Origin of the sequence: Bosea sp. RAC05 (genome assembly GCF_001713455.1) — a bacterium.
Lineage (GTDB): Bacteria > Pseudomonadota > Alphaproteobacteria > Rhizobiales > Beijerinckiaceae > Allobosea.
The window spans coordinates 2873116-2892092 of record NZ_CP016464.1; the positions used below are offsets into that span (position 1 = coordinate 2873116).

The following is an 18977-nucleotide window of genomic DNA, read 5'->3' on the forward strand; positions in this document are numbered from 1 at the left end:
CGGAGGAGGGCCACCGGAGCGGGCAAGCCTGACGACTCTGTCAGGGCCATCACCTTCGGCCCGAATAGCTATCAGACAATCTGTCAATCGGTTGACAGCCCTGCTGTTCTGTACGACATCTTTCGGCGTGAAGGGCCCAGAGAAGGCGCCTGCACGATGGAGGAATCGATGTCGCATAAGTCGTTCGCTCGCGGCGTCAGCCGCCGGGGCCTCATGCTCGGTGCCGCCGGCGCCATCACCGCGCCCCATGTCATCCGGGACGCCGTCGCCCAGGGCAAGGCCGTCAATGTCGGCGTGATCGTGCCGCTGTCGGGCGCCAACGCCCAGTTCGGGATCAATTCGCGCAACGGCATCGAACTGGTCGCCGACGAGATCAATGCCGCCGGCGGCATCAAGGCGCTCGGCGGGGCCCGCATCAATCTGGTCATCGCCGACTCGACCTCGACGCCGACCACCGCCGCCAATGTCGCCCAGCGCCTGCTGACCCAGAACGACGTCGTGGCGATCCTCGGAGCCTTCGCCTCGTCGCTCACCATCGCGATCTCGGAGGTCACCGAGCGTCGGGGCGTGCCGCTGCTGACCATGTCCTTCTCGGACCAGATCACCGGGCGCGGCTTCGAGAACATCTTCCAGGTCGTCGCCAAGGCCTCGGTGATCGGCAAGGCGCAGTTCGACGGCACGGCCGCCATCGCCGCCAGCGCCGGCCAGAAGCTCGAGCGCGTTGCCATCATGTACGAGGACACCGCCTATGGCACCTCGCAGGCGGGCGGCCTGCGCGAGGGCGCCAAGGCAGCCGGCGTCCAGATCGTCATGGACGACGCCTATCCGCTGGGCATCACCGACGTCACGCCGCTGATCAACAAGCTGCGCGCCTCCGGCGCCCAGGCGGTGTTCCCGGTCTCCTATCTCAACGATTCCCTGCAGATCATCCGCGCGATGCGCCAGCAGCGCATCACCATCCCCGCCATCGGCGGCGCGGCCGGCTACGTCATTCCCGATTTCGAGAAGGGGCTGGGCGAATTCGCCGAGGGTGTCCTCTCGATCTCGCCGGCCAATTACGACCTCGCGCCGGAACTGACCGAGCGTTTCCGCAAGCGCTTCGGCTACTTCATGGTCCATGAGGCGCTGGAGCACGCCGTCTGCATGGATGTGCTGGCGCAGGCGATGGAGAAGGCCAAGTCGGCCAAGCCCGAGGATTTGCGCAAGGCCCTCCAGGGCGCCCGCTTCGAGGGCGGCTGGAACAAGGCCATGACGGGCGGCGCCGTCCAGTTCGACAAGACCGGCCTCAACACGCTCTCCGTGCCCGTCATGGTCCAGTGGCGCAACAAGGAACTCGTCACCGTCTGGCCCGCCGACGTCGCCAAGGCCAAGGCCGTCTGGACCGGCTGAGCCGACAGGCGGTCGCGGCCGGGCAGGGGAGAGAGACGGCTATGGCGGTGGTTCAGGCCATCCTGGACGGCTTGATGATCGGCGGTGTCTATGCCGTCATCTCGATCGGCCTGACACTGGTCTTCGGCGTGATGGGGATCGTGAACTTCGCGCAGGCGGAGTTCCTGATGCTCGGCATGTTCGTCGCCTATTACGCCTGGGCCTGGCTCGGGCTCGATCCGCTGCTGGCGGCGCCGCTCGCCTTCGCCGTGGTGTTCCTGCTCGGCGCCGCGATCCAGCACGTGCTGATCAAGCGCGTGCTCAAGGCGCCCGAGGTGGCGCAGATCTTCCTCACCGTCGGCCTGCTGATCGTGCTGGAGAACGCCGCGCTCCTCATGTTCGGATCGGGCTTCCGCTCGGTCTCGACGCCCTATCAGACCTCGTCGCTGCAGCTCGGGCCGCTCTTCATCTCGGTGCCCTATCTCGCCGCCTTCGCCATGTCGGTGGCCTCGGGGCTGGCGCTCTGGCTCTTCCTCAAGTCGAGCTGGTTTGGCCGCGCCATGCGCGCCACCGCGCAGGACCCGATGGCCGCACGGCTGATGGGCATCGACGCCGACCGCATGCACATGCTCGCCTTCGCGCTCGGCGTCGGGCTCACCGCCTTCGGCGGCGCGGTGATCCTGCCCTATCTGACCGCCTCGCCGACGGTCGGCACGCAATTCGCCGTGCTGATGTTCACGGTGGTGGTGCTGGGTGGGCTCGGCTCGGTCGCGGGCGCGGTCGTCGGCGGCCTCGCCGTCGGCATCATCCAGTCGCTCTCGGCGCTGGTCTTCCCGATCCAGCTGCAGAACCTCGTCCTCTTCGTCGTCTTCATCGCGGTGCTGGCCTTCCGGCCGAAGGGCCTGCTGGGGGCGGCCCGATGAGCGGCGTCTCACCCCGGCAATGGGCCGGGCTCGCGCTGCTGGCAGCACTGGCCATCGCCCTGCCTTTCGCCTTCGAGCCGCGCGGCTACGGCATCCGCATCCTCTGCCTGGCGCTGCTCTTCGCCGCCATGGCGCAGGCCTGGAACATCGTCGCGGGCCTCGCCAACCAGATTTCGCTCGGCCACGCCGCCTTCTTCGGCATCGGCGCCTACACCTCGACGCTGCTGCTGATCCATTTCGGCATCACGCCCTGGCTCGGCATGGTCGCGGCGGCGGTGCTGGGCGGGCTTGCCGCGCTCCTGATCAGCCTGCCGACGATGCGGCTGCGCGGGCACTATTTCGCCCTGGCGACGCTCGCCTTCGGCGAGGTGATGCGCGTCGTCGCCAACAGCTGGGGCGGTCTGACCGGCGGGCCGGTCGGCATCTCCGTGCCCTTCGCCAAGCCGAGCCTCGGCCTGATGCAGTTTGCCGAGACCCGCGCCTCCTACTGGGTGATGCTGGGGGCGCTCGTCGTGGTGACCGTGATCTTCGTCGCGATCAAGCGCAGCCGCCTCGGCTATCGCCTGCGGGCGATCAAGGAGAATGCCGACGCGGCCGAGGTCATCGGCGTCGACACCACCCGCACCAAGATCGTCGCGGCGGTGATCTCCGGTGCGCTGACGGCGGCGCTCGGCACGCTCTACGCCCAGTTCCAGTTTTTCTTCGATCCCGACACCGTTTTCGGCGTCGCCTCGATCTCGGTGCGGATGGCGATGATCGCCATCGTCGGCGGCATCGGCACGGCGGCGGGCCCGATCCTCGGCGCCTTCTTCGTCATCCCGCTCGAGGAGATCGCCAATCAGGTCTTCTCCGCCCAGGCGGCCGGGCTCTCGCAACTGGTCTTCGGTGTGCTGCTGATCCTCGTGATCCTGGTCGAGCCGCGCGGCTTCATGGCCATCGGCCCGCGGATCAGACGCCTGCTTCGCCGGGAGGAACGCTGATGGTCGCCCCTCTGCTTGAGGTTACCGGCCTCGGCAAGCGCTTCGGCGGGCTGCAGGCCTTGTCGGATGTGTCGCTGTCCGTGGCGCCGGGCGAGATCCTCGGGCTGATCGGCCCCAACGGCGCCGGCAAGACGACGCTGTTCTCGACGCTGGTCGGCCTGCACCGCCCCGATTCCGGCACGATCCGGCTCGACGGCCGCGACCTCGTCGGCCTGAAGCCGCACAGGATCGCCGCTGCGGGCATGGTCAAGACCTTCCAGAACGTCGCGCTCTTCCTCGACTCCTCGGTCCTCGACAATGTCCTGACCGGCGGGCTGATGCGCCACGCGATTCCTCAGGCCCGGGAACTGGCGATGCGCTGCCTCGAGCGCGTCGGCATCGGCGCGATCGCCGGCAAGATCGCGCGCGATCTCTCCTTTCCGGAGCGGGCCCGGGTCGAGGTGGCGCGCGCGCTCTGCACCGAGCCGCGGGTCCTGCTGCTCGACGAGGCGATGGCGGCGCTCAACCATGCCGAGATGGACGCCTTCATGGCGCTGCTGCGCCAGCTGCGCGCGGAGGGGCTGACGCTGGTCGTGGTCGAGCACCACATGCGCGCGATCATGGCGCTCTGCGACCGGCTGGTCGTGCTGAATTTCGGCCAGAGGATCGCCACCGGCACGCCGGCCGAGATCGCGCGCGATCCGGCCGTGATCGAAGCCTATCTCGGCCGGTCGGCGGCGTGAGGAGGGTGCGATGACGAGCCAGCCTCCGCTTCTGTCGATCGCCGGGCTGAACGCCGGCTATGGCGGCCTCGACGTGCTGCACGACGTTTCGATCGCGGTCGGCGCGGGCGAGTTCGTCTGCGTGATCGGCGCCAACACGGCGGGCAAGAGCACGCTGCTGCGCACGATCTCGGGGCTCGTCTCCGCGCGCGGCAGCATTCGTTTCGACGGCACCGAACTCGTCGGCCGGCCCTCCCATGCGATCCCGACGCTCGGCATCGCCCATGTGCCGGAAGGTCGCCACGTCTTCCCCGAGATGACGGTCGAGGAGAACGTCATGCTCGGCGCCTATGCGGTGCGCTCCGCCAGCGATCTCCCGGTGCGTCGCGACCGGGTGCTGACGATGTTTCCCCGGCTGCGCGAGCGGCTCGGACAGCTCGCCGGCACGCTCTCGGGCGGCGAGCAGCAGATGGTCGCGATCGGCCGGGCCCTGATGCTCCAGCCGAGGCTTCTCCTGCTCGACGAGCCGAGCCACGGCCTCGCGCCGAAGATCGTCGACGAACTCCACGACACCTTCCTGGCCGTGAGCCGGACGGGAACGTCGATCCTGCTGGTCGAGCAGAACACCACGCTGGCGCTCTCCGTCGCCGGGCGGGGCTATGTGCTCGAGAGCGGCCGGGTCGTGCTGTCGGGTACGAGCGCAGAACTGTCCGGAAACGATGCCGTCCGAAGCGCCTATCTCGGGCTCTGAGGACCACCGAACACCACCATGAAAGGGTCAAGGCCGATGTCGCACAGCGATCAGTTCAACAAGGGTCTCGAAGTCCGCCGCAAGGTGCTGGGCAGCGACTATGTCGATGGCAGCCTGGCCAAGGCCGACGACTTCATGATGGCCTTCCAGAACATCACCACCGAATGGTGCTGGGGCTATGCCTGGACGCGGCCCGGCCTCGAGCACAAGACGCGCTCGATGCTCAACCTCGCCATGCTGACGGCGCTCGGCAAGCCCGCCGAGCTCAAGCTCCACGTCAAGGGCGCGCTCGCCAACGGCGTCACCGTCGACGAGATCAAGGAAATTCTGCTCCACGCCACCGTCTATTGCGGCATCCCGGCCGGCCTCGACGCCTTCAAGGCGGCCCATGAGGTGCTGAAGGCCGAGGGAGCCGTTCCGGCCGACAAGTGAGACCGGCGATGGCCGGCTGGGAGGTCTTCGCCCTGCGCTATGCCGTGCATGAGCGCCGGGCCTTCGAGAACTTCATCCGCGCGCCCGATCCGCACGACGCGCCCATGCCCATGGACTATTTCGTCTGGGTCGTGCGGCGCGGCGGGCGGGTCGTCGTGGTCGACACCGGCTTCACCCCCGAGGGTGGAGCCAAGCGCGGCCGCACCCTGATCCGCCCCGTCGAGGCGGCGCTGCGCCAGCTCGGCATCGCGCCCGACACGGTGGAGGACGTGGTCATCACGCATCTCCACTATGACCATGCCGGCAATCTCGATCTCTTCCCGAAGGCCCGCTTCCACCTTCAGGAGGCGGAGATGGGCTTCGCGACCGGCCGGCACATGTGCCAGGCCTGCATCCGCTACCCCTTCGACGTCGAGGATGTCGTGCGGATGGTGCGCGCGGTCTATGCCGAGCGTGTCGTCTTCCATGACGGCGATGCCGAGATCGACGCGGGGCTGACCCTGCACAAGGTCGGCGGCCATAGCGCGGGCCTGCAGATGGTTCGTGTCGAGACCGCGCGCGGCCCGATCGTGCTCGCCAGCGACGCCGCGCATTTCATGGCCAATATCGAACGGCAGAACCCGTTCCCGATCTTCTTCGATCTCGGCGCGCTGGCGCAGGGCTGGCGCGCCGCGCGCCGCCTCGCCGGGGCTGAGGAGCGGATCATCGCCGGTCACGATCCGCTGGTGCGGGAGCTCTATCCCGCGGTCGAGGGCTCGGAGGGCGAGACGGTCGCCCTGCATCTCCCGCCGCTGCGCTAGTCAGCGCGGCCCTCCGATATGGGCCAGCGCCGCCAGCAGATGCGGGCGGAACAGGTCCGCGTGCTCGCACATCGGGAAATGGCCGAGCCCCTCCATGACGCACAGATCGGCGCCGGGGATCAGCGCGGCAAGCTTCGCGCCGTCCTCCGGCGTCGCCGAGTAGTCATAGGTGCCGCAGAGCAGCGAGACCGGCGTCCGCGCGGCGTCGATGCGTGGCGCCACCTCCGCGCCGTCGAACTCGTCGGAATAGAAGGCGAGGTCGCCGGCATAGATCTCGGGCGCGCCCTGCGAATAGATCCAGGCGGCCCGGCGGCGGCTGTCGAGCGGGCTCGTCGGGCTCATCAGCCCGCGGACGAAGGCGGCGTTGTGCAGCCCGGCATGGACGCCGACGTGGTGCTGGTACAGGTTGCGCCGCCCCTTTGAGCGGAAGGGGGGCTCGATCGCGATGACGCCGGCGACGAGATCGGGCCGCTCGGCGGCCAGCAGCAGAGCGAGCGCCGCGCCCATCGAGCCGCCGGCGACGATTGCCTTCTCGCCGATGACCTGCTCGATGATCGCCGCGCACCAGCCGAGATAGCGCGCGCCCGAGAGCCGGTAGGGCTCGCCCTGCCAGCCCTCCGGTGGCATCGAGCGGCCGTGGAAGGGCATGTCGGGCGCGATCAGGCGCCACTCTGCGGCCAGCGCGACATCGGCGAGCTGTCCGTGGAACTGGCGGGAATCGGCGCCGGCCGTGTGCAGGAACAGCACCGGCCGCCCGCTTCCGGCGCGCTCGACATAAATCTCGGCTGCGCCCTCCGGCAGGACGACCCGGTGATAGCGCCCCTCGATCTGGCCCATCCGCCGGGTGACGGAGGGCGCCGGAGCGGCGGGCGAGAGCACGACGAGCTCGATCAGCCGCTCGATCACGGCACGGGCCTGCGCGATCACGAGTGGGTCGCCGGAGAGGGTGAAGGCGGGATTGGCGATCGCCAGCGCCGTGAAGGCCTGGAAGCGCGGCGGCGGGGGCAGGGTCAGGAGCCTCGCCCAGTCCGCGTCCGCCGCCGACAGCACGATGTCGGGCGCCGCCGTGCCCTCGAAGACCACGACGCCGTCATCGAGCCGCAGCAGGATGTCGTCGCCCGCGCCTTCGATCCGCAGCACCGCGGCGAGGCCGGCGCCGAGGCGGCGCAGTTCGGCGTCGTGGGCCGCCGCGGCGATGCGCGCTCGCAGGCCCATCAGCTGCGCGAGCCGGCGGCGAGCGCCTGGAGATGGCGGTGGATCTCGGTGTGGTCGGCCTGCGCGCGGAGCCCGCTTTTGGCCGCCTCCCACAATGCGGCCACAGACTGGATCTGCGGCAGCGGAAGCTCGAGATGATCGGCGAGATCGGCGGCGATGCGCAGATCCTTCGCCATCAGCGCCAGCGAGAAGCCCGAGTTGAAGGCCTCGGAGATGACGAAGGGCTTCATCTTCACCTCGGTCGAGTTGTTTCGACCCGTCGAGGCGTTGAGCACGTCGACGATCGTCTCCGGCGCCAGGCCGAAGCGGCCGCCGACGAGGAGAGCTTCGCAGGCCGCGACCAGCCCGGCCGCCGAGACATAGTTGTTCAGCGCCTTCATCGCATGGCCGGAGCCGATCGGCCCCGTCGCAAAGATCGACTTGCCCATCGCCGCCAGCACGGGCCGGGCGCGTTCGACCGCCTCGGCCGCTCCGCCGGCCATGATCGCGAGCGAGCCGTCGATGGCGCGCTTCACACCACCCGAGACGGGCGCGTCGATCAGGTGCAGGCCCAGCGGCGCGAGATCCGCCGCGAGGCCAACCGTCTCCGTCGGTGCCGAGGAGCTCATGTCGATGACGAGCGCACCCTTGGCCAATGCGCGTGCGGCGCCCGAGGCGAGCAGCACGTCACGCACGATCCGGCCATTCGGCAACATGGTGATCAGGATGCCGGCGCCTTCGGCGGCCTCTTTCGCATCGGCGAAGGCCGTACCGCCCGCCTCGACCAGCGCCTGCCGGGGCGCCTCGGCCGGGTCCGCGCCGCGCAGGCTGAAACCCGCACCGATCAGCCGGCGCGCCATCGGCAGGCCCATCTGGCCGAGGCCGATGAAGGCGATGGGGGCAGGTGCGCTGGCGCTGTCAGGCATGGAACGATCCTCCGGCGTCACGCCAAGGGCGGCGCGGCGTCGGTCGGATTTCTGGGCGCTATCAGACAATCTGTCAATTCGCGGAGCTAGCCGCTGCGAGGCTCTCGCTCTAGCACCGCCAGCGCGACCTTCGCCGCCATTGCGATATGGTGCCGGCAGGCCTGTTCGGCCCGCGCGCCGTCGCGGGCCGCGATGGCCTCGTAGATCGCCTCGATCTCGGCGACGCTGTCGTCGAGCCGACCCTGCTGGGTCATCGAGGTGAAGCGCAGCAGGGTGATGCGGTTGTGCAGCATCGTCAGCGACTGCTTGACGAAGATGTTGCCGGCGCCCTCCATCAGCACGCTGTAGAAACGCGTCTTGGCCGCGACGAGTTGCGCGCGGTCGCTGTTGCGGGCCGCCTGCCGGAACCCCGCCACGGCCTGCTTCAGCTCGGCGAGGGCCTCCTCGCTGCCCTGTTCGGCGAAAGCGCGCCCGGCGAAGCCTTCCAGCAGCGCCCGGACGTCATAGAGCTGGCGGGCCTCGTCGAAATTGATTGAGGAGACCTCGGGCCCGCGATGGGGCACCGTGACGACGAGGCCCTCGGCCTCGAGCTGGCGCAGCGCCTCGCGCACTGAGGTCCGGCCGACGCCGATCTGCTCGCAGAGTTCGCGCTCGACGAGGCGCTGGCCCGGCCGGAAATGCCCGGAGGCGATGGCCTCCCGGATCCGGTCCTCCACCAGGAGACGCAGCGTGGCCGCCTGCCGCGGGATGCGAAGATTCATCTCGTTCATGGGGAACACATTGCCGGGCGCGGGCACGCCGTCAATCTCCGCTCTTGACCTCAGGAATGTCAGATTGTCTGATGGCAGGCAATTCAGCAAAAAGTGATCTCGGGAGGATCCATGAAAACGCTTCTGCTCGGCCTGGCGGCCGCAGCCACGCTGGCGATCGCGCCCGTCGCGGCGCAGGGTTATCCGAACCGACCCGTGACGATGCTCGTGCCCTTCGCGCCGGGCGGCACCACCGACGTGCTGGCCCGCATTCTCGCCGAGGAGATGGGCAAGGCGCTCGGCCAGAACGTCGTCGTCGAGAATGTCGGCGGGGCCGGCGGCCGGTCCGGGACGGAGCGCGTCACCCGCGGCGAGCCGGACGGCTACGTGGTCCTGTTCGGCAATATGGGGCCGATGGCGGCCAGCCGGGCGCTGTTCAAGGACCAGCGCTACGATCCCCGCACCGATCTCGCCCCCATCGGCCTCGTCGCCGACGTGCCGATGGTGATGGCCGTGAGCAAGAAGAGCGGAGTCACGGACCTCCGGGCCTTCGTCACCCGGGTCAAGGCGCAGGGCGACAAGGTGACGTTCGGCACGGCCGGATTCGGCGCGACCTCCGATCTGGCGCCGCGGCTCCTGCTGAACCTGTCGGGTCTGAAGGCGACGATCGTGCCCTACAAGGGTGCCGGGCCAGCGATCCAGGACCTGATCGGCGGCTTCGTCGACGGCGTCATCGACCAGACGGCGACGCTCCTGCCGCTGCATGCCGCAGGCTCCGTGACGGCACTGGCGGTGACCGGCGACAGCCGCCTGCCGCAGGCGCCGGACGTGCCGACCTTCGCGGAGGCCGGGCTGCCCGAGTTCGGCATGAAGGTCTGGAATGCGCTTGCCGTCCACAAGGACACCAGCCCCGCGATCGTCGAGCGGCTGGTCGCCGCGCTGGACAAGAGCCTCTCCTCGGATTTCGTCCGCACGCGCTTCGAGGGCCTCGCCGTGCCGGTTCCGCCGGCCGCCATTCGCGGTCCCAAGCATCTCGGCCAGCTGGTGAAGACCGAGGTCGAGCGCTGGGAGGCCGTGCTGAAGGACGTCCCGAAGGAGTGACGCCACGCGCGGTGCGCGCGGCCTGACCGCGGGTCTTCGCGCTCAGAACTGCAGCAGGCACTCGCGCAGGGTGCGCGGCTGCTCCGCGCCGGCGTCCTGCCGCCGGGCCCGGAGCAGCAGGCCCGCGGCGGCCGCGGCACGGACATCGCGCGGGTTCAGGCCGAATTCCTGCTTGAAGGCACGGCTGAAGCTGGAAGCGTCCTCGAAGCACAGCGCATCGGCGATGGCGTTGATGCTGGCGCCGTTGGCGGTATCGGAGAGATCGGCATAACCGCGCAGGAGGCGCCGGTGCCGGATGTAGCGCGCGACGCCGCCATCGTCCTGGAACAGGCGATAGAGCTGCGTGCGCGACATGCCGACCTCGCGGCACAGCATCGTGGCATCGAGCCTCGGCTCGCGCAGGTTCTGGTCGATGAACTGCCGGACCTTTTCGCGGCGGGTGACATTGATCTGGCTGGAGGCGAGGTCGAGACGATCGGACGAGGGGCCTGTGCAGGCCATCACCATGGCCCGGACCGCATTGGTCAGGCGCGGCATGTCCGCGGCCTCGAGCTCGCTGAAACTGCGCTGGAGAAGGCCGATATAGTCGCCCAGGAGTCGGCCGAGCGGCGTGTCGAGGGCCTGTGCCTGGGCCGCGTCGAGCAGCGGCGCGAGTTCGCGGAAGCTGTCTCGCGGCAGATAGAGCTGCAGCCGCTCGTCGCTCGAGCGCTGACTGACGAGTTCGCGGCCGAGCGAGGCGACATAGGGCACCGACCCCGGCACATCGAGGATGAGGCCGCCGCCGCCCGATCCCACTGTCCGGCGATGGCCGAGCGTGATCACCCAATGGTCGATCGGGTTCGCGCGCAGCAGGGCGGTGTCGCGCACCGCGGTCAGGGCAGGGGCCTTGACGTGGCTGAGGCCGAACTCGTCCAGCGTCCAGACCACACTGCTGGCGGCGAAGCCGGCCTCGCTCTCGTTCAGGGCGATGTTGAAGACGCCGTCGAACCAGCCCCGCCACGCATCGAACTGCTCCCGGATCGGCAGGCCGCTGGTCGTGAATCGGACTGGAATCATGAAGCCCCCCGGCATAGTCAATGCCGAAGGGTAACATGGCGGGCACGGAAGCAACACGCGCTACGTTGTCCCGCGGACGCAGCATCCGGGAGGTGCGAGAATTCCGCGACCTCTACGGCAGCGGGCTCCTGCTCCCGGGCGGCTGCCCCCCTGTCACCAGCGCTCTTGGGTGACCGATCACCAGCGGCGGCAGACCTGGACCCGGCGCGTCTGCCAGCGACCGCGCGAGTCACGGAACCGACGCGTTTCCCACCAGCAGCGACGGCGATGCCAGTTGGCCTGTTCGACGCCGCCCTCGGCGGTGATGCCGGGCGCCGAGGCGACCGGCGCAGCGGTGGCAGCCGGAGCCGCCAGGGCTGCAAGGCCCAGTCCGGAAGCCAGAATGATCGCTCGAACCCACATCGTCATGTCCTTCCCTGCATGAGGTGGCGAGGTATCCAGGGCTCTCAGAAGCGCCAGATCAGCGGCACGATGAAGACCGCCACGATGAAGAACCAGATCAGCAGGGGCAGGCCGAGCTTCCAGTAGTCACTGAAGGCGTAGCCGCCGGGGCCCATGACCATGAGATTGGTCGGGGTGGCGATGGGGGTCAGGAAGGCGCCGGCCGCCGCGACCGCCGTGCTCATCAGCACGGGCTTCGGCGAGATGCCCATGCTGGCGGCGGCGGCGACGCCGATCGGGATCACGATCAGCGCGGTGGCGGTGTTGCTGATGAGCTGGCCCATCACCGCGGTCAGGATGAAGAGGCCCGCCAGCAGCGCCATCGGCCCGGCGTCCCCGACCATCAGCACGAGCCGCTCGGCCAAGAGCTTGGCCGCGCCCGTCTCGACCATCGCCGTCGAGAGCGGCATCATCGCGCCGACGAGGATCACGGTGGTCCAGCTGATCGCGCGGTAGGACTGCTCGACCGTCATGATGCCGGTCAGGATGATGGCGCCGGCGGCGAGCAGGCCGGCCACGGCCGGCGGCACGATGCCGGTGGCCAGCAGCAGGACCATGCCGAACAGGATCACGACGGCCTGCTTGGCGCCCGGTCCCATTGGCACCGCCTGGCGCCGCACGAGCTCCGGCGAGCTGACGACCAGCACGTCGGGGTCGTCGAGATGGGTGTCGAGCGCCTTCCAGGTGCCCTGCAGCAGCATCGTGTCGCCCGCCTGCAGCACCACGCCTCCGGCCTCGCTCGTCGCGTTGCCGGCGGCGATCTCGTTGCCCGAGCGCTGCACGGCGAGGATGATCAGGTCGCCGCTCTCGGTCACCATGCCCGGAAAGACGCTCTGCCCGATCAGGCCCGAGCGGGGCGGGATCACCACCTCGGCGAGCCCGGAGCGCTTGTTGAACAGCGTCTCCTCGCCGCCGCCGCTGGCCGCGCTCTCGTCGCGGAAGGCCAGATGCATCGTCGCGGCGAAGGTGGCCGCCGCCTCGGCATCGCCGCGCAGCAGGACATGGTCGCCCTCGGCGATCGCGTTCCGGCGCAGCGGTCCGGCGCTGTCGCCCTCCTGGATCGCGACGAACTGGAGTCCCGGGAAGGCGGCAAGGTCGATCGCAGTCGCCGCCTGCCCGATATAGGGGCAGCTGGCGCGCACGCGCAGCTGGTAGACGCCGCTGGCGAGCCCGTACTGCTCGACCAGCGTCTTGGCGTGGCGGCTGAAATCGGCCGGCATCGTCGCGCCGTTGCGCTCGGGCAAAAGCTTCTGCCCGAACAGGATCATGATCGCCATCGAGCCGGCGAGCAGCGGAATGCCGGCCAGCGCGAATTCGAAGAAGCCGAAGCCGCCGACGCCGGCATCCGACGCCGCCTCGGAGACGAGGACGTTCACCGGCGTGCCGGTCAGCGCCAGCATCGAGCCGGCATGGGCGGCGAAGACCAGCGGCATCAGGAGCTGCGAGGAGTTGCGCTTGAGCCGGACCGCGATGACCACGACGACCGGCAGAAGCGCCGCGACCGCGCCGTTGACGCTGATCAGCGCCGTCAGCAGGGCCACGAGGCCCATCGTCAGCAGCAGCAGGCGGGTGCGGCTTTCCTCGCCCGCGCCCTTGATCAGGAGCTGCCCGGCCCAGGCGGTGACACCCGTGACCTCGAGGCCGGACGACACGACGAATAGCGCGGCGATGAAGATCACCGCCGGGTCGCCGAGCCCGCCCAGCGCCTGCGGCAGGGTCAGGACGCCGGTCGCCCAGAGCGAAAGCGCCGTACCCATCGCCACCAGCACGACCGGAACCCTGTTCGTGACGAACAGGACGACCGCCGCGGCGATGATCAGAGCGGTATAGGCAATGGGGCTCACGCGTCAGCTCCTCGTTGGGCCTCGTCGACGGATTCGGCCGCCGGAACGGTCTTTTAGTCTTCGAGCGTCGCCATCAGGATGCCGAGCCGGCAGCCCTTCTCGTATTCGTCGAGCTTCACGAATTCCTTGATCGTGTGGATCTCGGCCTGGCCGGCCCCGATCGTGATCGTCGGAACGCCCGCCCGGTCGAGCCAGTTCGCATCGAGTCCGCCATTGGAGAAGATGTAGGTCGGCTCGATGCCGAGGATTCCGAGCGCGCGGGTGGCGCGCTTCACGACCGGCGCGTCCTGGTCCAGCCGGAAGGGCGGATAGGCCGCGGCGCGCTTGAAGACGACCTCGGCGGTCGCGCCCTCATGGTCGGTGACGGCGGCCTTGGCCTTGGCGAAGGCCGCCTCGAACCCGTCGACGATCTGGGTGGCGAAGCTCAGCTCGGGGCTGCGCGCCTCGCCCTTCAGGAAGGCATAATCCGTGACGACGTTCGTAGCGTCGCCGGCCGGCTTGCCGTCCCGGCCACCGAAGATGCCGATGTTGCTGCTGCCGAAGGCCTCGCCCTTGACCACCTTGCCGAACCAGCCGGCGGCGCGGGCTTCCGTCAGGCCGATGGCGCCGACCATGGTCGCCGAAATGCCCTTGTCGGGCGCGACACCCGCATGCGAGGCGCGGCCGGTGATCTCGACCTCCCAGTTCTCCTGGCCGACCGCGCCGATGATCAGCTCGGAGGCGAGTTGGCCGTCGACGTTGATGCACATGGCCGGGCTCTTGAGATCGGCCGGGTTCAGCTCGCGGGCGCCATGAAGGCCGCTCTCCTCGCGCACCGTGAACAGCAGCGTGATCGGCGGATGGGGCAGCTTGTTCTTGATCAGCGTCTCGGCCACCACGACCAGCAGCGCCACGCCGGTGCGCGCGTCGCCGCCCAGCGCCGTCGTGCCGTCGGAGACGATCCGGTCGCCCTCGCGCCGCGGCTTGGCGCCGGCGCAGAGCGGCACGGTGTCGAGATGGGTCGAGAACAGCAGGCGCGGGCCCGGCTTGGTGCCGGGCAGTTCGACGATCAGGTTGCCGGTCTGCGTCGGCAGCGGGATGCGGCTGTTGACGTCGTCGTAGCGGATCGCCGAGGCCGGCACGCCGATCTTGATCAGCGCATCGCTGACGGCGGCCGCGATGGCGGCCTCCTGGCCGGTGACGCCCTCGACCGAGAGGAAGTTCATCAGGTGGGCGATCGCCGCCTCGACGTCGAGGGGGATATTGGCAGTGCTCATGACATCCATCCAAGTTGAGGGCCCGTTTTGGTAAGCGGGCCTGGCTTGTTTTCAGGGTTGGGCACGACGGCTCACAGGCCCCAGGGCAATCCCAGCGTTTTCCAGACCACGAAGAGGGCCGTCCACACCAGGAACATTCCGGCCAGATAGGGCAGCATCAGCGCCACGACAGTGCCGACACCGGCGTTGCGGTCGTATCGCTGCATCAGGCCGACGACCATGGCGAAATAGGCGTTGAGCGGCGTGATCATGTTCATCGGGCTGTCGCCGATGCGGTAGGCGGCGAGCACGGCTTCCGGCTCGACACCGAGCTTCATCAGCAGCGGCACGAAGACGGGCGCGAAGATCGCCCATTTGGCGATGGCCCCGGTCAGCAGCAGATCGATGATGGCGACGACGACGATGAAGCCGAGCAGCAGCGGCAGTGCGCCGATATTGGCCGACTGCAGCACGCCGGCGAGGCTGAGCGCCATCACCGTGCCCATGTTGGTGTAGGTGAAGTAGGCGACGAACTGGCTCAGGATGAAGAACAGAAAGATCGTGCCCCCGAGGCCCTTGATCGATTTTTCGATGGCCGCGATGACGTCCGTCAGTGTGCGCACCGTCCCGGCCCCGATGCCGTAGCACCAGCCGCTGGTCAGGAAGATCAGCATGATCAGGGCGATCAGCCCGTTCATGAACGGTGAATTGCCGATCAGCTCGCCCGTCGTCGGATTGCGCAGCGGCGCACCGGCGGGAACGGTCAACAGCAGGAACACGGCGATCAGCCCGAGTAGCCCGAAGCCGGCAAAGCGCAGGCCGCGGGATTCCGACTCGGACAACAGCGCCGCCTGATCCGTCGTCGTGCCCTCGGCCGCCTTCGTCGGGTCATAAGGTCCGAGCCTCGGGCCGACGACCTTGTCGGTGATGAAGGCGATGGTCATCGTCAGAACGATCACCGACGCGACCGAGAACCAGACGTTCGAGGCCAGGCCGATGCTGCGGGCGGGGTCGACGAGGCGGGCGGCGTCATTGGTGAACTCGACGAGCACGGCGTCGAGCGGCTTGATCAGCATGTTGACGGTGAACGCGCCGGCCACGCCGGCAAAGCCGAGCGCGAGACCCGCCATCGGGTTGCGACCGACGGCCAGATAGGCGATGCCGGCGAGCGGGATCAGCACCAGATAGCCCGCATCGGCCGCGATGCTGGCGGTGATCGCGACGAAGGCCAGGATGTAGGTCAGCGCGGCCGGCGGCGAGATGATCACCAGCTTGCGGATGAGCGCGGTGACCAGCCCCGATTCTTCCGCGACGCCGGCGCCGATCATGGCGGCGATCATCAGGCCCACGGCGGTGAAGGCCATGAAGTTCGGAACCAGCGAGGAGTAGATGAACCGGATGCCTTCCGCATTGAGAAGGCTCCGGATCGCCGTCGACGCGACTTCGATCTTGTGCGTCTCGGGATTGATGCGCTCGTAGGACACCTGCGCGCCGAACAGGCTGAACACGGCCGAGAGCACGATGACGATGCCGATCAGGATCAGGAAGATCACCACCGGGTGCGGCACCATGTTGCCGACCTTCTCGACGCCGTCGAGGAAGCGCTGCATCGTGGTCTTGGGTGCGGTGCTCTCGATCGCCATCTTGGCTTTCCTCCCGGGCCGGAGCGTGGCCCCGGCGACAACGACCCGTTCGGCGGGACGCAGTCCCGCGCGAAGGCTAGAGGGCGAACTTAGTGGGATGAGCCGCTAGGGCATCGGCACAGAATCCCAAAGCTTGGGCCGGCTGTCCCAAAATGGCGGGAAGCGGGCGAGACTGTGGCCGGCCGACCGCTTTGTGACGAAAGCAGGGCGGCGAGGCTTGTCTTCCAACCGTTACGTCGCTTCAATACCGCAGCGTCACGAACGGGTTGCGAGCCCGGTCAGCCCGGCCGGAACCGTTCCGGACGCACGCGACGTGTCCGGCGGGACGTTCCGCCCGGTCGATGAAGAGTTCGGAGTCTTGCCTCATGCCGGAACAGCAACCGACGACGCGACGCTGCGTCCCGGGACAGGCCGGCGACAGGGGGCGGCCATGAACCCGGCTCCGGCACGCATCGCCGCGATCCTCGCCACCGGTCTGCTGCTGGCGGGCTGTGCCTCCGCACCACGCGGCCTGCTCCAGACCGTCGCTCCCATCCCGAACACCGACAAGCTCGACATGCTCACTGCGACGACGCGGGCGGTCTCGGACGAGCCCGGCGTGCTCTATGATGGCGAGCGGGGCAGGGGCGTCTCCTTCAGCAACATCGTCGTCTCGATCCCGCGGAACCGGGAGCCCGGCACGATCCAGGTCCCACGCTCGGTGCCCGGCAATCCGGAGACGGACTTCACCGTCAGCGCGTCGACGTCGCTGCAGAAATCCGATCTGCCGCGCTGGTTCGCCTCGGCCGGCGGTCGCAAGCGGCGCGCCTTCATCTTCGTGCACGGATTCAACACGCCCTTCGACCGGGCCGTCTTCCGCTTCGCGCAGCTCGCCCACGATTCGGACGCCAATGCCGCGCCGATCCTGTTCTCCTGGCCGTCGCGCGGGCGCCTGCTCGACTACCGTCTCGACCTCGACAACGCGTCCTACTCGCGCTCCGATCTCGCCGAGGTCCTGATGATGGCGACGAAGAGCCCCGCTGTCGGCGAGGTCGTCGTGCTGGCCCATTCGATGGGAGCCTGGCTCGCCGTCGAGGCGCTCAAGCAGGTCGCGCTGAAGAACGGCGGTATCCCGGCCAAGATCAACAACGTCATCCTGGCGTCGCCCGATCTCGATGTCGGGGTCTTCCGGCGTCAGATCGAGGATATGGGTCCGCGCCGGCCGCAGATCACGATCTTCGCCTCGCAGAACGACCGCGCGCTGCAGCTCTCGCAGTTCCTGGCGCGCGGCGCGACCCGGCTGGGAGCGATCGACCTGTCCCGCGAAGACTACCTGGCGCAGCTCGGCGACCTCAAGGGCATCACCGTCGTCGACATCAGCGCAATCAAGGCCGGAGACCGGGTCAACCACGACACCTACGCCTCGAGCCCCGAAATCGTCCGGCTGATCGGCAACCGCCTGATCGAAGGCCAGGTGATCACGGATTCGGACGTCACCGGCACCGGAACGGCGCTGGAGACGGTGGGCTCGGCCGCCGGTCTGCTGATCACCGCGCCGATCCGCGTCTTCGACGCCGCCACGACACGCCGCGAGTGACGCAGGGTTTCTTGACCATGGCCAATCGTGCCGAGACAATTGAGCGACATCAAAACACGGAGGACACCCCGGACTAGAGTTTGAACGGGACGCTCGGAAGACAAGCCGCACGCAACAATCCGCACTCACGGAGGCGACCATGGCCCTGTCGAAAAGCCCTCGACCCCCCTTCACGGCGGGACCCGTCCTTTCGCCGATCACGGTTGCGCAGGACGATGCCGCGCCGCAGCAGCGGACGTGGATCCTGGCGGCCACCGGCGCGCTTCCCGCGCAGCCGGTATCCTGGTTGTCCCCGGAGCCACGCGCCGCGACCGAATGGCGGTTCGGCGATGTCACCCTGATCCGCGACGTCCGCTCCATGGGCCCATCCTCGGCCGGCGCGCAGCGCGGTCCGCGGCTCAAGCACCAGGGTTGCGTCGCCCTGCTGGGCAGCGCGGCGGGCGACGTCTCCCCGACACTGTTCGTTTCGCCCCGTGCCGGTCTCGCCCTGGCCGCACTGGAGCAGTCGGCCCGCCGGTTCGGCAGCGCCGAAGAACGGCTCCTGCTGCTGGTACCCGGAGGTTGGCTGGAGGGCGCGGGCGCCGCGGGGCCGGTGCAGCGGCTCGAGACCGAAGCCGGCCCAGGGGCGCTGCTGGCCGGCTTCATGCGCCAGCTCGCCACCCAGTCGCGCCATTTCAGCGACGGCCAGGCGCGAAGCGTGGCCGCCGCGCTGCGCGCACTTCTCGAAGCCTGTCTTGCACCCGCCGGCGAGCCCGTCGCGGCGGTCGCGCCAGCGCCGTCGTCGAGCACGGTGGAACGCGCGCGCCAGATCGTCCAGCGTCACATGAGCTCGCCCGATTTCGGCCCGCCCCAGCTCGGCCGGCTTCTGGCGATGTCGCGTTCGAAGCTCTACCGGCTGCTCGATGCGGATGGCGGGGTCGCCCATTTCATCAACCGCGAGCGGCTGCTGCAGGCGAGGCGCGATCTCACCGCGCCCGGCGAACCGCTCTCGGTTCACGCCATCGCCAGCCGCGTCGGCTTTCGCGACCACTCCACCTTCAGCCGCGCCTTCCGGCGGGAATATGGCTGCAGCCCCAGCCACTTGCGCGAACGCATGCAACCGTCTCACCAGGAAGCGGCCAGCCCCGGCCATGGGCTGCGGGACGCACGGCAGGCCGAGCGTCCTGTCTGCATCCATTGCGAGAGCCGCGGGGAGAATGGGATGAACAGCCCAAATTTGGGATTCTGAGCTGATCCGGCCCGGTGACGGTGTTGCTA

At 68.9% G+C, this 18977-nt stretch carries 18 protein-coding genes; 10 read left to right on the forward strand and 8 right to left on the reverse strand.

Going from position 1 to position 18977, the window contains the following annotated elements; translation table 11 throughout:
* The first annotated feature begins 168 nt into the window (after window positions 1-168).
* The 7 genes from BSY19_RS17070 to BSY19_RS17100 are packed head-to-tail and all read left to right on the forward strand — an operon-like array spanning window position 169 to window position 5955.
* Window positions 169-1389: an ABC transporter substrate-binding protein gene (locus BSY19_RS17070; RefSeq protein WP_069057193.1), complete on the forward strand. Its 1221-nt coding sequence runs from the start codon at window positions 169-171 to the stop codon at window positions 1387-1389.
* A gap of 41 nt (window positions 1390-1430) precedes the next feature.
* The gene (locus tag BSY19_RS17075) at window positions 1431-2291 is read left to right on the forward strand and encodes a branched-chain amino acid ABC transporter permease (RefSeq protein WP_069055191.1); all 861 of its coding nucleotides are present in this window, start codon (window positions 1431-1433) and stop codon (window positions 2289-2291) included.
* A complete protein-coding gene (locus BSY19_RS17080; RefSeq protein ID WP_069055192.1) occupies window positions 2288-3271 on the forward strand; it encodes a branched-chain amino acid ABC transporter permease in 984 nt (327 codons plus the stop codon). Before BSY19_RS17075 ends, BSY19_RS17080 begins: the two co-directional genes overlap by 4 nt.
* Window positions 3271-3993 carry an ABC transporter ATP-binding protein gene (locus BSY19_RS17085; protein WP_069055193.1) on the forward strand — a complete coding sequence of 241 codons (723 nt, stop codon included), beginning with the start codon at window positions 3271-3273 and terminating at the stop codon, window positions 3991-3993. The genes BSY19_RS17080 and BSY19_RS17085 overlap by 1 nt, the downstream gene beginning before the upstream one ends.
* A 10-nt stretch (window positions 3994-4003) precedes the next feature.
* The gene (locus BSY19_RS17090; RefSeq protein ID WP_069055194.1) at window positions 4004-4723 is read left to right on the forward strand and encodes an ABC transporter ATP-binding protein; all 720 of its coding nucleotides are present in this window, start codon (window positions 4004-4006) and stop codon (window positions 4721-4723) included.
* A gap of 36 nt (window positions 4724-4759) precedes the next feature.
* Window positions 4760-5155, forward strand: coding sequence for a carboxymuconolactone decarboxylase family protein (locus tag BSY19_RS17095; RefSeq protein ID WP_069055195.1), 396 nt, complete (start codon window positions 4760-4762; stop codon window positions 5153-5155).
* A gap of 8 nt (window positions 5156-5163) precedes the next feature.
* Window positions 5164-5955 carry an N-acyl homoserine lactonase family protein gene (locus BSY19_RS17100; RefSeq protein WP_069055196.1) on the forward strand — a complete coding sequence of 264 codons (792 nt, stop codon included), beginning with the start codon at window positions 5164-5166 and terminating at the stop codon, window positions 5953-5955.
* Here BSY19_RS17100 and BSY19_RS17105 read toward each other — a convergent pair whose 3' ends face one another.
* The 3 genes from BSY19_RS17105 to BSY19_RS17115 form a co-directional block, all read right to left on the reverse strand.
* The gene (locus BSY19_RS17105) at window positions 5956-7170 is read right to left on the reverse strand and encodes an alpha/beta fold hydrolase (RefSeq protein WP_069055197.1); all 1215 of its coding nucleotides are present in this window, start codon (window positions 7168-7170) and stop codon (window positions 5956-5958) included. It abuts the gene before it with no gap.
* The gene (locus tag BSY19_RS17110; RefSeq protein WP_069055198.1) at window positions 7170-8075 is read right to left on the reverse strand and encodes an NAD(P)-dependent oxidoreductase; all 906 of its coding nucleotides are present in this window, start codon (window positions 8073-8075) and stop codon (window positions 7170-7172) included. The genes BSY19_RS17105 and BSY19_RS17110 overlap by 1 nt, the downstream gene beginning before the upstream one ends.
* Before the next feature lie 86 nt (window positions 8076-8161).
* On the reverse strand, window positions 8162-8845 hold the full coding sequence (locus BSY19_RS17115) for a GntR family transcriptional regulator (protein ID WP_069057194.1): 684 nt from the start codon (window positions 8843-8845) through the stop codon (window positions 8162-8164).
* Between the two features lie 111 nt (window positions 8846-8956).
* Here BSY19_RS17115 and BSY19_RS17120 point away from each other — a divergent pair, with 111 nt between their 5' ends.
* Window positions 8957-9925 carry a tripartite tricarboxylate transporter substrate-binding protein gene (locus BSY19_RS17120; protein WP_069055199.1) on the forward strand — a complete coding sequence of 323 codons (969 nt, stop codon included), beginning with the start codon at window positions 8957-8959 and terminating at the stop codon, window positions 9923-9925.
* Window positions 9926-9967: 42 nt separating this feature from the next.
* Here the strand turns inward: BSY19_RS17120 and BSY19_RS17125 are convergent, their stop codons facing one another.
* The 5 genes from BSY19_RS17125 to BSY19_RS17145 form a co-directional block, all read right to left on the reverse strand.
* Window positions 9968-10981, reverse strand: a complete 1014-nt coding sequence (locus tag BSY19_RS17125) for a helix-turn-helix domain-containing protein (protein WP_171905161.1) — start codon at window positions 10979-10981, stop codon at window positions 9968-9970.
* Between the two features lie 177 nt (window positions 10982-11158).
* Entirely contained in the window at window positions 11159-11383 is a 225-nt protein-coding gene (locus BSY19_RS17130) for a hypothetical protein (RefSeq protein ID WP_069055201.1), read from the reverse strand.
* Between the two features lie 44 nt (window positions 11384-11427).
* On the reverse strand, window positions 11428-13266 hold the full coding sequence (locus BSY19_RS17135; RefSeq protein WP_069055202.1) for an SLC13 family permease: 1839 nt from the start codon (window positions 13264-13266) through the stop codon (window positions 11428-11430).
* 53 nt (window positions 13267-13319) lie between these two features.
* Window positions 13320-14531: a M20/M25/M40 family metallo-hydrolase gene (locus BSY19_RS17140; RefSeq protein WP_069055203.1), complete on the reverse strand. Its 1212-nt coding sequence runs from the start codon at window positions 14529-14531 to the stop codon at window positions 13320-13322.
* Window positions 14532-14593: 62 nt separating this feature from the next.
* Window positions 14594-16144: an AbgT family transporter gene (locus BSY19_RS17145; RefSeq protein WP_069055204.1), complete on the reverse strand. Its 1551-nt coding sequence runs from the start codon at window positions 16142-16144 to the stop codon at window positions 14594-14596.
* 430 nt (window positions 16145-16574) lie between these two features.
* Here BSY19_RS17145 and BSY19_RS17150 point away from each other — a divergent pair, with 430 nt between their 5' ends.
* Window positions 16575-17720, forward strand: a complete 1146-nt coding sequence (locus BSY19_RS17150; RefSeq protein WP_069055205.1) for an alpha/beta hydrolase — start codon at window positions 16575-16577, stop codon at window positions 17718-17720.
* 139 nt (window positions 17721-17859) lie between these two features.
* Window positions 17860-18948, forward strand: a complete 1089-nt coding sequence (locus tag BSY19_RS17155) for a helix-turn-helix transcriptional regulator (protein WP_069055206.1) — start codon at window positions 17860-17862, stop codon at window positions 18946-18948.
* The last annotated feature ends 29 nt before the right edge of the window (window positions 18949-18977 follow it).

Excerpts from the sequence above, each read along its gene's own strand:
- BSY19_RS17070 (WP_069057193.1), top strand. The coding sequence starts at position 169 with ATGTCGCATAAGTCGTTCGCTCGCGGCGTCAGCCGCCGGGGCCTCATG.
- BSY19_RS17075 (WP_069055191.1), top strand. The coding sequence starts at position 1,431 with ATGGCGGTGGTTCAGGCCATCCTGGACGGCTTGATGATCGGCGGTGTC.
- BSY19_RS17080 (WP_069055192.1), top strand. The coding sequence starts at position 2,288 with ATGAGCGGCGTCTCACCCCGGCAATGGGCCGGGCTCGCGCTGCTGGCA.
- BSY19_RS17085 (WP_069055193.1), top strand. The coding sequence starts at position 3,271 with ATGGTCGCCCCTCTGCTTGAGGTTACCGGCCTCGGCAAGCGCTTCGGC.
- BSY19_RS17090 (WP_069055194.1), top strand. The coding sequence starts at position 4,004 with ATGACGAGCCAGCCTCCGCTTCTGTCGATCGCCGGGCTGAACGCCGGC.
- BSY19_RS17095 (WP_069055195.1), top strand. The coding sequence starts at position 4,760 with ATGTCGCACAGCGATCAGTTCAACAAGGGTCTCGAAGTCCGCCGCAAG.
- BSY19_RS17100 (WP_069055196.1), top strand. The coding sequence starts at position 5,164 with ATGGCCGGCTGGGAGGTCTTCGCCCTGCGCTATGCCGTGCATGAGCGC.
- BSY19_RS17105 (WP_069055197.1), bottom strand. The coding sequence starts at position 7,170 with ATGGGCCTGCGAGCGCGCATCGCCGCGGCGGCCCACGACGCCGAACTG.
- BSY19_RS17110 (WP_069055198.1), bottom strand. The coding sequence starts at position 8,075 with ATGCCTGACAGCGCCAGCGCACCTGCCCCCATCGCCTTCATCGGCCTC.
- BSY19_RS17115 (WP_069057194.1), bottom strand. The coding sequence starts at position 8,845 with ATGAACGAGATGAATCTTCGCATCCCGCGGCAGGCGGCCACGCTGCGT.
- BSY19_RS17120 (WP_069055199.1), top strand. The coding sequence starts at position 8,957 with ATGAAAACGCTTCTGCTCGGCCTGGCGGCCGCAGCCACGCTGGCGATC.
- BSY19_RS17125 (WP_171905161.1), bottom strand. The coding sequence starts at position 10,981 with ATGATTCCAGTCCGATTCACGACCAGCGGCCTGCCGATCCGGGAGCAG.
- BSY19_RS17130 (WP_069055201.1), bottom strand. The coding sequence starts at position 11,383 with ATGTGGGTTCGAGCGATCATTCTGGCTTCCGGACTGGGCCTTGCAGCC.
- BSY19_RS17140 (WP_069055203.1), bottom strand. The coding sequence starts at position 14,531 with ATGGATGTCATGAGCACTGCCAATATCCCCCTCGACGTCGAGGCGGCG.
- BSY19_RS17145 (WP_069055204.1), bottom strand. The coding sequence starts at position 16,144 with ATGGCGATCGAGAGCACCGCACCCAAGACCACGATGCAGCGCTTCCTC.
- BSY19_RS17150 (WP_069055205.1), top strand. The coding sequence starts at position 16,575 with ATGAACCCGGCTCCGGCACGCATCGCCGCGATCCTCGCCACCGGTCTG.
- BSY19_RS17155 (WP_069055206.1), top strand. The coding sequence starts at position 17,860 with ATGGCCCTGTCGAAAAGCCCTCGACCCCCCTTCACGGCGGGACCCGTC.